Below are 10,648 nucleotides of genomic sequence, written 5' to 3'. Positions count from 1 at the left end.
CCTGATGAGCCACTACAACTGGATCCGACCTCATCAGTTCAACGATGGACTGGCTCCGGCGAAAGCTGAAGAAAAACTCAAAACCCTGTCCGGGATGAGTTGACCACTACAGTGTGACCCAAGCTGCGAAGCGTCTGCACCTCAGCCCTTCGGCGATGAGTCGTGCGCTTGCGCGTTTGCGAGAGGCAACGGGCGATCCGTTATTGGTGAGAGCGGGTCGTGGGCTTGTCCCCACGCCCAGAGCAATAGAGCTTCGTGACAGGGTGAGCCAGTTAGTGAGCGAAGCACAGTCTGTTCTGCGCCCTTCGGAAAAACTCGACCTGCAAAGACTGGAGCGCACGTTCAGACTCAGGACAAGCGAGGGATTTGTAGAATGTTTCGGGCCAGAACTCATTGCCCGCATTGCCGACCAAGCCCCACATGTGCGTTTGTGTTTCATGCAGAAACCTGACAAGGACAGCAAGGCCCTGCGCGAAGGCACGGTTGATCTGGAAACGGGCGTGATAGAGACCTCCACAGCACCAGAACTCTACTCCCAGGCGCTGTTTAGAGACAATTATGTTGGGGTCGTGCGCTTATCACATCCCTTAGCCCAAGAAGCGGTTACAGCAGAGCGCTACGCTGCTGGCAAGCACATTCTTGTATCGCGGATTGGAGCCGATAGAGGACCAATCGACGACGCTCTTATATCTCAGGGGCTATCGCGTAATGTGGTTACGGTCGTTGCTGGCTTTTCGACTGCAGTGGGACTGGCTCGCGTGTCCGACCTAATCGCTAGCGTCCCTGCACGGCACACCGCAAGCCTGCGAGAGGGTATGTACAGTTTTCCATTGCCGCTACCGACTGAAACTTTTACGTTGTCGTTGCTGTGGCACCCCCGGTTCGGGGCTGACCCCGCGCATCAGTGGTTACGCAGTTTACTGAGGGAGGTATGCATGGAAATGCCGGCCGATCCGACCTCAATTGGAATTCAGCACTGACAACGGGCATCATCATTCTAGCCCCAAAGCTACCAACAGCCTCAAGATCAGAACAGCTGACCAATTTCAGTCGGCTCCCAATTCATTATTACCAACTCACGCGTGAACTCAGCCTTACCCTGTCGCAAGTTATTGCTCGCGTAACGAATATCCAGACACTCGAAGTGGAAGCCGTCAAAGGCGCGCCGGATGTCCGGGTGATCGTTGATGCTGACCATTACTTTGCCCTTGCACCGGCGCATGAAGTCGGCCATGCGTTCGTATTCCTCGAAGGGGAAGTCAACGCCGTAACCGGCGGTCTGCCAGTACGGGGGATCCATGTAGAAGAAAGTGTGCGTTCGATCATAGCGCTCGGCACAGGCGAGCCAGGACAGATTCTCGACATAGGTGCCGGCAAGGCGCTGCCACGCAGCGGACAAATTCTCCTCGATACGCAGCAGGTTGATAGCCGGCCCGGTGGTCGCGGTACCGAACGTCTGCCCAGTGACCTTGCCGCCGAAGGCGTGCTGCTGCAGGTAGAAGAACCGGGCCGCCCGCTGGATGTCGGTCAGGGTTTCAGACCGCGTCATCTTCTGCCATTCAAAAATCTGTCGGGAGCTGATCGCCCATTTGAATTGCCGGACGAACTCTTCGAGGTGGTTCTGCACCACACGGTAGAGATTCACTAGATCGCCGTTTAGATCGTTTAAAACCTCGGCAGGAGCAGGCTGTGGTCGCATGAAATACAGCGCCGCGCCGCCGGCAAAGACTTCGACATAGCATTCGTGAGCTGGGAAAAGCGGGATAAGTCGATCGGCCAGGCGGCGTTTGCCACCCATCCAGGGAATGATTGGATTGGTCATTTTGCAAACCTTTACTGTATGGATAAACAGGTGCTAGGCTCGCTCTGCTTTGTGCACGAAGCGAGAGCCTTGGCTGGGCTTGCAGGTATGGTCTGCTTGTCTGGCGGTCAGCAGGGATGTTGACGCATCTCCGGTGGCCGCTCTCTTTGAATCAAGCCTTCGAATTACTGGCTGGCCATCTCTGGCCGCCGTTTCGGGATCAAGGCGTCGTACTCTCGCTCGCACTGCTGGCCGGCGATTCTGGCACGGTCATAAGCCTGAGCCAGCTCTCCCGCTCGAGCATCAGACCGTGCGAGCAGGTCGGATAACACCATAGCGGCGCGGGTGGTTGCCTGGCCTCGGGCGACAGCGGCGGTATCCGTGCCGGGGCAACTGACGGAGGCGGCGAGCTTGGCGCCTTCGTGCTGCAGCCGCTCGCCAGCAGCATCGGCGCCAGCAGCACCAGCATCAGCAATGGCTCGTTCTTCCTGGGCATGGGCTCTCACCTCCTCCTGCGCCTGGGCGCGTCGTTGTTCTTCCTGCCTGGCGCCGCGCTCGCCGATAACCTCGGCCAGGCGATCGCCGCTATCCCGTGTTGCCTTAGCCGTGGCGCACTCGGCACGCTCCACCGACCGGCCGTGCTGGTAGACGAACCAGTAGGACGCCAGCAGCACCAGCATTACCAGTGACCTCACTGCCCAAGATGTCATGCCAGAGCCCTCCGCACGCCTTCGCTGATCACAGCGTCGCTGTACGGGTTACCGCCGTTCTCGTGGATGATGATGCCGAGCACCATCCCGCGCAGAGTGGCCGGCTCTTTGATGTTGATTGGGTCAGTGGGACGGATGCCCAGGCGCTTGGCCACGGCCGAGGCGTAGGCCTGAGTGTCGTTCTCGTTGCTCGGCGCCCAGCGGCTGATGGTTTCCAGCACGGTGTCGATGCCCTTCCCGCCGATGCCGGGCATGCCGTCCTTGCCCCGGTAGTTGATCAGCAGCTTACCCAGAGCGCGGATGCCGTTCTCGGCTTCGTCGAAGCGGGCGAAGCGCGGGTTGGCCACTCCCTCCTCCAGGCCGAGCTGCCCCTGCCAGGCGTTGCGAGGGTTGAAGTCGATATTTCCGGGATTGCGGTTACGTACGCCACGAGGTTGCGATTGGGTCATAGGTTTTCTCCAGGCGAAAAAAAGCCCGCACGAAGCGGGCTATTTGCAGTTTGCTAATCAGTTCGGCTGTACGCCTTTGATCAACTGAAGGCGCATTGGGTAACCTTGGCCGGGCTGTACGACAGTCTCGGACTCAACTGTCTGAAGGATTTTCCCATCAGCGTCCTTGGTAACAGCGATAGTCTTGCTGTACGAGCTCTGAACAACGCAGCCACTCAAAGCAGCGCTGGCAGCAATGACTGACATAAAAATCAGGTGTTTCATGCGGGCTTCTATCCTTGGGAAAATTGCGGCGCACAATGTAGCAATATGCCACTAACCCGAAAAGCGATTTCCGGTCATCAACCTGTAATAGTGAGCTTGGTGCCAGTGGGTTACGCCGGCAGCGTAGGCCAGTCGATTTCGTTGGGGTAACCCGCTTGCTCGGGCAGGCGGCTGAGGGCTACGCGGAAGCGCTTCCACTCCTTCAGCAACGCGATCTCTGGATCGGTCGCCTCCTCCAGATCGACCGCATCCTGCAGCGGGGCGATGGCGGCGTCGGCGATCGCGCGCAGCCTGGACGCTTCTTCCAGAGCCTGCTGCAGCGAGTCGGCCGGTACCGGCTCGGGCGGCAACGGCACTGGCAGCTCCTCCACCGACACATGCAGGGTGATGCTGTGCAGTAGGTCCGCCGGCTCCCCCTCCTTGGCCACGCTTACCAGCAGCACGCCGTCGGCAAAGCTGGTGGCCACTGATGCACCGGCGTCCATCTGATTGATCACGTAGCCCCAGCCTTCCGGCGGCGGGCACATGCCCAACGTGCCGCCCACCAGGTATTGGCCAGGCCCCGGGTGCTCTACGGTGATATTGGACTTGCCGAGGGACTTGATGTCGATGATCGCCCCGTCGCCGAGAATGTTGATTGCTGCTCTTGCCATGGTCAGATCGCCTTCAGAGTGCCGTCAGCGGCGCGAGTAGTGTTTCCGGTGTGATAGAGCTCGATCTCGGGGGTCAGGCTTCCGTTATAAACGGAGCGCATCTTGATAGTCCCGGTCACGCTGCCAATGCCGTATGGCCAAGCAATCATCAGCCGATTTCCACCGGTTCCAAATCGCAAAGTTTGTTTGTACCAATAGCCGGTACCACCCGTCGGCACCGAAGGCGCTCCAGGCGCATACAACACGGGATCGAAGCCCTGATCGAGGTCGGTGAGCCAACTCTTCGTCGAGGACGAGACCAGCGCATAGCCAAGCGATTCCGCGCGAGGGACTTGCCCTTGCCCCATTCCGAAGGCTGCCGTGGCCACATTGCCAAGGCCCAGTCCCGACCTGGCCAGCTCTTGCGTGGTTCCGCCGGTGCCTCCCTTCGCAACAGGCACCACGTTTTCGGTAGACACAGCCCCGAGGCCGGCCAGCGTGCTACCCCATTGGTCAACGATCTGGCGAAGCCGATCAGCCGACTCCTTCACGTAGCCCTGCATGGGCGCCAATCCATAGGTACCCGCTGTGACGGTTGCACCTTGATACGCCGGAAGGATGCTCAGCACTGTGCTGCTGGCGATATTGTTTACTTCGTACCAGCGCCCATCAGGCCCCTGGAATGCATCCCCGACTCGCGCATTCGCGGAAAAGTTGGTGCCGGTACCGGTCACCGTATTTTGGCCAGCCGTGATCGCGACCGTGCCTGTTCTGTACCATGGCATACCGTGTTTCCTTTCAAAGAGGTTTCATTGGGCGTGAAGCGAAAAGCGTTCTGCCGTTTACGCTGAGCGGGTTACTGCCGTCGAAGTTCTCGCAATACATCTGGATCACGTCGCGCCGGCCTGGGAGAAAACCGCCGTAATTTGCCCGGATGGGTTGAGTGGTTTGGACCACGTTAGTGGCAGAGAACAGCGCGTTGGCGAGAATGAAATCCGAGTAGCTGCCAGTCCAACCCATTTGTGCCGGCGAGGCGTAATAGCCTGCTCCAGTGATAGGTGTTCCTGCAGTCGAGAATGAGTTGTTCGCGGGCTGGCTGTTGAGCAGGGCTAGGTTCGCAGATGTAACGAAAGTTCTGTTCCCAGCCGCATCCCGAACTGACGCTCCGTAGGTATCCACAAGCGTGTTCGGCGTCATGTAGCTTGCACAGAACCAGTTGATCATCATCGGGCTCAACGCCACGCTGCCGTGAGCCGCCTGGTTGTTGTAGGCCTTGATGCGGAATCCCGTCCAGTTGCCGGGATACCCAGTGACGAAGAAGCTCCCCACCATCATGTAGTTATCGGCATTCAGGAAGATCAAAGGACGCTCGTAGGTGGTGACAGGCTGAGGAAAAGTCACAGTGCCGTACTGGATCTGATTCCCGCTGCCCGCCCCTTGAAACCCTATGTTCATGCGCCCGTTATACCTGACGCTAAGCACCCTGTTGATGGCGTCAATTTGGGTGCGAATGTTGTTGTTTGCCGCCCTTATGCCGTAGCTACCGGCTGCAGAAAATGACTCACCACCTTGCGAGAGGATCATTACCTGCCAGGTCCTGGTGCCGGGCTGTCGCAGCTGCAGCTGCCCTGCCGTTGCCCAGGCAGGAGGGCTCCAGGTGTTGTCACCTCCGTCAAACAGCGCATCAACCACGACGAAGGATGCTGCCTGGATCTCCGGTATCGCGATGTACTGGTCGAAGGCGTTATTGCCGACAACCTGCATCATCTTCAGCGAGCGGATCGGCGTGATGGTGGTGTCCAGGGTGATGGCCCCGGACGCATCTCGCGTCCGAAGGCCGTACACGTCCGTCATTGGGTCATCCTCCCCACCGCAGTTCGTTCGATGCTATTGGCGTCGTAGACGTAGACCCCGCCGTTGTTGATCAGGAGGCTTCCGCTTGCATCCTGGCCACGCAGCGTGAAGGTGCCGTTGACCATGTTCAGTTCGATCAGAGGGCGGCCCTGCGAATCCACTGCCTGCGATCGCAGCGTCATTCCAAGGATGATCTGCTGTATGAAAGCCGTGTTGATGAAGGCCTGGTTGATAAAGACCTGGCCGTTCTGCACCACGAAAGGCGACGAAAGCGTGCCGTCCAATCCATTCACGACAGCAAAGCGGTCAGCGGACACCAGAAACTGACTCTGCAGGCCCGCCGGTCCATTTTCGATGCCAAGGCCGATGCCGGCGGCAATGTACTGCCCTTGGGCAGTGAGCTGCGCCTTGACCGCCCACATGGCGCTGGCCTTGCCGTCAAGCGTTGCCTGGGCCTGACTGACCGTTTGCACGCTGGCATTGGTCTGAGCAATCGATACCTCCAGGGTCTCCGATCGACGAGCCTGGACTTCGTCAGCAGTAGCGCGAACACGGGACTCATCGGCAATTTTTGCCGTGCTCTCCCACGACTTCATCGCACCCGCAAGATCGCCTTCTCCGTTGTCATCCCGATCAGCCTGTGGAGTGACATAGGTTGCCTCCATAAGCCCGATGCGCTCCGCTAGCGCCTCGTCTCCGTTGGCCCTGGCCACTTCCTCCTGCGACAGACCTGCCTCATTCTCTCCAACCCGGCCTTCAAGCGTGGTGAAGCGGGTCGCAGACGCCTCCTCATTGGTGGCCACAACTCGCTCCAACTCGCCGAGCGTCGCGCTGTTTTCGCCTACGTCAGCATCTAGCTTGGTGATGCGCTCGACCATCGCAAGATTTTCACTTGCCCTGGTCCGCACTTCCTGCGCGAAGGTCGCCTTGGAATTCCACCCATCGATGGCGTCGGAAAGATCCCCCTCCCCGTCATCCCCGCGGTAAGCGGCCTGTACAGCCTGCAACATCGAAGCTTGTGAGGTGAGTTTGCCGTCAATGACGCCGATGTCGCTGGTGTTCTTGCTCACTGCGCTGGCCAGGCCGTTTGCTGTTTCAGCGATGCTGCCGATGTCCTTCCAGTAGGTTGGGTTTGGCGGCGAGTTCCCACCGTTGGCGTCCGCCGGTACCGCAGAAATTGCAAGGTACAGGCGCTGGCCTGAGCGAACGGTATCGTTCTTGGCGTAAGCCTGGGTTGCGACATACTCGAGCGGATCGGTGATATCGCCGATCAGTTCCTCCAGCTCCTGCTTGGCCTGCTTGATTCGATCGTTGACCGACCCGGGCACATCGCTGGAGATATTCTCGATTTCCTCCTGCAGGTGCTGTGCGAGCTGGGTTTCTTCGATCTGGCCAGCCAAAGCCTCCAGCATCGCGGTCACATCGTTCGACGTGGACGCGGCGATTTTGAGGAAGCCGCTGACCCCGTAAGCGTTGCGGGATCGGATGAAGTAGAAGTAGTTGGTGAAGAACGCCAGGCCGGTATGCGTCAAGCTGAGGCCCTGCCCCAGGTAAGCCGCCTGCGCAGCGGGGGTCTGCGGGTCTTCGCTGTAGAAGTACTCGTAGGTGCCGCCGTTCAGCCCGTGCTGCACGTTGCTCGGGAATAGCGTGATGGTGTCGATGGTGGATTGCACCGTGCACGCCTCTGGAATCGGCGGGCCATCGATGTTCACCGTGATGCTGGCCTCGCCGGAGCGGGTCAGCGGCCCCAGCGCAGCGACGCTCATGGTGTAATTGCCGGATGGCAGACCCGATAGCGGCAGCTGGAAGGCGGTGGCAGGAACCTGCTGTGCCCGAACTGCAGTGGCACCCTGGCGCACGGTGACCGCGTAGCCGGTGACGGTGCCCGCCGGCGGCGCCCAAGAAAGCACGCCCTGCACAACCTCGGCAGCATCATTGGTCGACCAGGTCAGACTGGTCGGACTTCCCAGCCCGCCGGTCGGGAGGCTGATGAAGCCGATCGGCTTGTACGGCTGCCCTACCGCGTCGTCAAAGATCGCTGGCTCGTTCTGAGCGACAGATACATTGCATCCGGACTCAGCAGACATCGACCAGTCGGTAACGATGAACTCGCCCACGATGTTCAGCGAAGGCAGGTTGACCTTGACCGATCGCCCTGGCCGGCAGTTGTAGCCCATGAAGTTCATTGGGAGGCTGAGCGTGCCGCCCGCGCGCCGGCGGCGCAGCTCAATGTTGGCCAGGCGCTGCGCCTGGTACGGCTCGCTCACGTACGAAAAAGCCAGTGTCTCTGCGGCTTCGCCGCCGTCGGCAACAACCCACTCGGCCACGGAGACCTCAGGGTAATCGGTCTCGGCCCAAGCCTGAGATGGGTCGACGAAGGTGCCGCGCACGGTGTTGATCGCCGAGTCGTTGGACGGCTCAGTGCTGCCGGTAACGGTGCCGGTCACCATGTCTTCGGTGATCTCGAAATCGTACGGGCCGTAGTAGGCGCCCACCTGCAACATCCAGCGGCCACCAACACGGATCAGCTTGCCACCACAGGCCGCCTGCAGCTTCTGCATGACCTGAGTTCGGGACTCGTCGGCAGCGATCACGCAGCCCGAGTGATACCGCGGTGAAGTAGTACCGTCGGGGTTGGCGACCGACTCATCGCACACGCTGGCACTATTGGCGAAGCTGGAGAAGACGATCTCGTCATCTGGCACGCCGCAGCGATTCCGCAGGAACCAGAGGATGTGCAGTGCAGTGTTTGCGCTGTAGCCTGTCATGCCGGTGCGCGGGTCGTAGATATCCCGGCGCCCACGGATCACGAAGCGGACATCCGGGATGCCCGACGGGTACCTTTCCGCACTGTACTTGAACGACAGGCGCACATAAGACAGGCCGCGCCCGATCTGGCTGTCGCGCCAGTCTGGGCAGCTGGCCCTCAGGAAGGCGTTCACCTGAGTCGGATCGACGACAAGCTCGTACGATGCGTATTCACCGTAGGCCTGGACGACCTCTTCGCCAAGGTAGATCTCCTCCAGCCCATCGATCGCGCCATCAGACAGCACATAGACCATGTGCAGCCATTCGCCAGCGGTCTGGTCGCCGGGTTGCTCCTGCCCCCAGGCCAGCACGCCGCCGGTGCTGACGCGACCGAGCACATAGCGGGCGGATGCCTTCGAGGAACGCAGGGTTTGACTCGACGGCTCACTGGCCCGGAGCGAACCGGTATCCAGTTGGTCCTGCTGGGACGACACATAGAACGCCAGCGCAGCACCTGCTAAGGCACCCCACGGCCCGCCTTGGGCGAAGCCGATCGCGGCGCCGACGGCAACCTGGGCCACCTTCTTGACTGCAGAACTCATTCAACTCTCCACACCGTCAACGGCTCACACTCGATGCGCCCCACCCCATCGGGGGATACCGACCAGAACTCATCCGCCCAGAACACCGCCACGCCCCGGCCATTGGGGCCGTCATACAGTGCAATGTCGCCGCGCTGGATCAAGCCAGGCTGTACCCGGGCAAAGCTGGCATCCCATGCCGCCTCCAAGGATCCGTGCAGCTGCTTCAACAACCGCTTCGCGCCGGCCTCGGATGAGTACTTACCCCGGTATGCTTCGGCAGGATCAACCCCGCACACCGCCACGGCGCAGTCGGCGGCAAACAGGCAGCAGTCAAATTCACCCCATGAAAAAGGCCGCTCTATGGCGGCCTTGATCGTGTGGGCAAGCTGTGTCGTCCAATCGCGCTTTCGCATGGTCACTTCTCGTAGGTGAACTTCGGGGCATCCTTGGAGGCGCCCCAGTAAATCGGCCAGTCGGCGATCTGCGCGATCGCGAAGAAGAAACGGTCGTCCTGCCGGCGCGCCCGGTGGTTCTCATCAGTCCACCGCTCGGTGCCGGTGCGGTTCCACTCGGCCATGCGATCAATGAGCGGGACCGTGATGCTGTTGCCCTCCTCGCCATTGCCGGCGTACGAGAACTTGGCTGCATCCATGCGCCCACTGAACAGAATGTCGGCGGCGTAGCTGCCGTCCTCGTCAAACACCACGAACATCAGCTTGCCGGCCCGCCCACGGCAACCCTTGAGCGAGGTCTCGGTGATGATCTGCGTGTCCAGGCCGTTGAGGGTCAGGTCGACCGACATCGGCGAACCTGAGTTGCTGCTCTCTTGCGACTGGCCGACCTCGCCGAAGCTGCCTACGCCCTGGTAAGTGATGCCATCAATGACCAGGTCGCCGGTACCGGTGTGCGCGAAGACCATGCCGTCCGGGAAGTCCAGCTGGCAGGCATAAACCGCCATGAAGTTGCCTTTCGCGATGATGTCGACAACCGTCTGGCTGAAGGGGAAAACACCTGTGGCCATCAGAATGCCTCTCGAAACTGGAAGCTACCGTTCGACACCACCGGCTGGATGTTCCACTGGTTGGTGTCATCCATCCGTCGCATCTCGCAGTAGGGGTTCTTGTACTCAACCGGGGTGCCGGCGGGAATGGCCTTGCGAACACGCTTGTTCACGTAGACCACTGCCTTGCCTGCGCCGTCGGTCGAGGCATGTTCCACCACTTCGAACATTTCACCGCTGATGGTGATGTGGTCACCACGACTGAACACCTGGCGGCTCGCCGTCATGCCCTGCAGCTGCAGGAACGTCGACTGGGCATTGGCTGAGGCCACTGTCGGTGCGCCGATGTTATCGGCCCGGGTCCGGGTGATCGATGGAACCTTCACCGTGCCGAACATGCCGTGCAGGCGTCCCAGCAGCGATGTCAGCTCACGCTCGTCCTCCTCGTAGAGCACACCGAAGTTCAGCGTGCACATCCAGTACGAACCTGGCTGCGCCACGATCTGCTGGGAATTCGACAGCGACGAGGTGAACGCCCGGTTGTTGTAGACGATTCCCCAGGTGACCTCAGTGGGCTCCAGGGATTCCGGCCATTCCTCCGCCATT

General features: G+C 60.3%; 11 protein-coding genes and 1 pseudogene. 1 reads left to right on the top strand and 11 read right to left on the bottom strand.

Annotated elements, in window-relative coordinates; genetic code table 11:
* Nucleotides 1-113 precede the first annotated feature (113 nt).
* Complete coding sequence (locus ABE528_RS24605; protein ID WP_346654312.1) at nt 114-980, top strand: LysR family transcriptional regulator; 867 nt, start codon at nt 114-116, stop codon at nt 978-980.
* Nucleotides 981-1,027: 47 nt separating this feature from the next.
* On the opposite strand, the gene ABE528_RS24600 is transcribed toward ABE528_RS24605, so the two are convergent.
* The 11 genes and pseudogenes from ABE528_RS24600 to ABE528_RS24550 all read right to left on the bottom strand — a co-directional run bounded on the left by ABE528_RS24600 (nt 1,028) and on the right by ABE528_RS24550 (nt 10,647).
* Nucleotides 1,028-1,822 carry a DNA adenine methylase gene (locus ABE528_RS24600; protein WP_346654311.1) on the bottom strand — a complete coding sequence of 265 codons (795 nt, stop codon included), beginning with the start codon at nt 1,820-1,822 and terminating at the stop codon, nt 1,028-1,030.
* A 164-nt stretch (nt 1,823-1,986) separates the two neighbouring features.
* Complete coding sequence (locus ABE528_RS24595; protein WP_346654310.1) at nt 1,987-2,511, bottom strand: DUF2514 domain-containing protein; 525 nt, start codon at nt 2,509-2,511, stop codon at nt 1,987-1,989.
* A complete protein-coding gene (locus ABE528_RS24590; RefSeq protein WP_346654309.1) occupies nt 2,508-2,960 on the bottom strand; it encodes a structural protein P5 in 453 nt (150 codons plus the stop codon). Before ABE528_RS24590 ends, ABE528_RS24595 begins: the two co-directional genes overlap by 4 nt.
* A gap of 57 nt (nt 2,961-3,017) precedes the next feature.
* Nucleotides 3,018-3,197 (bottom strand): hypothetical protein, encoded by a 180-nt coding sequence (locus tag ABE528_RS24585; RefSeq protein ID WP_346654315.1) that lies wholly within the window; start codon nt 3,195-3,197, stop codon nt 3,018-3,020.
* Nucleotides 3,198-3,334: 137 nt separating this feature from the next.
* Nucleotides 3,335-3,877 (bottom strand): tail fiber assembly protein, encoded by a 543-nt coding sequence (locus ABE528_RS24580; protein WP_346654308.1) that lies wholly within the window; start codon nt 3,875-3,877, stop codon nt 3,335-3,337.
* A 461-nt stretch (nt 3,878-4,338) separates the two neighbouring features.
* A pseudogene (locus ABE528_RS24575) lies at nt 4,339-4,641 on the bottom strand (phage tail protein); the annotation flags it as partial.
* A gap of 13 nt (nt 4,642-4,654) precedes the next feature.
* Complete coding sequence (locus tag ABE528_RS24570; RefSeq protein ID WP_346654307.1) at nt 4,655-5,710, bottom strand: hypothetical protein; 1,056 nt, start codon at nt 5,708-5,710, stop codon at nt 4,655-4,657.
* The gene (locus tag ABE528_RS24565) at nt 5,707-9,060 is read right to left on the bottom strand and encodes a DUF1983 domain-containing protein (RefSeq protein WP_346654306.1); all 3,354 of its coding nucleotides are present in this window, start codon (nt 9,058-9,060) and stop codon (nt 5,707-5,709) included. Before ABE528_RS24565 ends, ABE528_RS24570 begins: the two co-directional genes overlap by 4 nt.
* Nucleotides 9,057-9,455 carry a hypothetical protein gene (locus ABE528_RS24560; RefSeq protein ID WP_346654305.1) on the bottom strand — a complete coding sequence of 133 codons (399 nt, stop codon included), beginning with the start codon at nt 9,453-9,455 and terminating at the stop codon, nt 9,057-9,059. Before ABE528_RS24560 ends, ABE528_RS24565 begins: the two co-directional genes overlap by 4 nt.
* Nucleotides 9,456-9,457: 2 nt before the next feature.
* Nucleotides 9,458-10,063: a hypothetical protein gene (locus ABE528_RS24555; protein WP_346654304.1), complete on the bottom strand. Its 606-nt coding sequence runs from the start codon at nt 10,061-10,063 to the stop codon at nt 9,458-9,460.
* On the bottom strand, nt 10,063-10,647 hold the full coding sequence (locus tag ABE528_RS24550; RefSeq protein ID WP_346654303.1) for a hypothetical protein: 585 nt from the start codon (nt 10,645-10,647) through the stop codon (nt 10,063-10,065). The genes ABE528_RS24555 and ABE528_RS24550 overlap by 1 nt, the downstream gene beginning before the upstream one ends.
* Nucleotide 10,648 lies beyond the last annotated feature (1 nt).

This window comes from Pseudomonas sp. TWI628 (genome assembly GCF_039673865.1).
In the GTDB taxonomy this organism is placed as follows: domain Bacteria; phylum Pseudomonadota; class Gammaproteobacteria; order Pseudomonadales; family Pseudomonadaceae; genus Aquipseudomonas.
This window is presented reverse-complemented; position numbering and strand designations above follow the sequence as displayed.

Coding starts and splice junctions, on each gene's coding strand:
- ABE528_RS24550 (WP_346654303.1), bottom strand. CDS start 10,647: ATGGCGGAGGAATGGCCGGAATCCCTGGAGCCCACTGAGGTCACCTGG.
- ABE528_RS24600 (WP_346654311.1), bottom strand. CDS start 1,822: ATGACCAATCCAATCATTCCCTGGATGGGTGGCAAACGCCGCCTGGCC.
- ABE528_RS24565 (WP_346654306.1), bottom strand. CDS start 9,060: ATGAGTTCTGCAGTCAAGAAGGTGGCCCAGGTTGCCGTCGGCGCCGCG.
- ABE528_RS24590 (WP_346654309.1), bottom strand. CDS start 2,960: ATGACCCAATCGCAACCTCGTGGCGTACGTAACCGCAATCCCGGAAAT.
- ABE528_RS24570 (WP_346654307.1), bottom strand. CDS start 5,710: ATGACGGACGTGTACGGCCTTCGGACGCGAGATGCGTCCGGGGCCATC.
- ABE528_RS24560 (WP_346654305.1), bottom strand. CDS start 9,455: ATGCGAAAGCGCGATTGGACGACACAGCTTGCCCACACGATCAAGGCC.
- ABE528_RS24580 (WP_346654308.1), bottom strand. CDS start 3,877: ATGGCAAGAGCAGCAATCAACATTCTCGGCGACGGGGCGATCATCGAC.
- ABE528_RS24595 (WP_346654310.1), bottom strand. CDS start 2,511: ATGACATCTTGGGCAGTGAGGTCACTGGTAATGCTGGTGCTGCTGGCG.
- ABE528_RS24555 (WP_346654304.1), bottom strand. CDS start 10,063: ATGGCCACAGGTGTTTTCCCCTTCAGCCAGACGGTTGTCGACATCATC.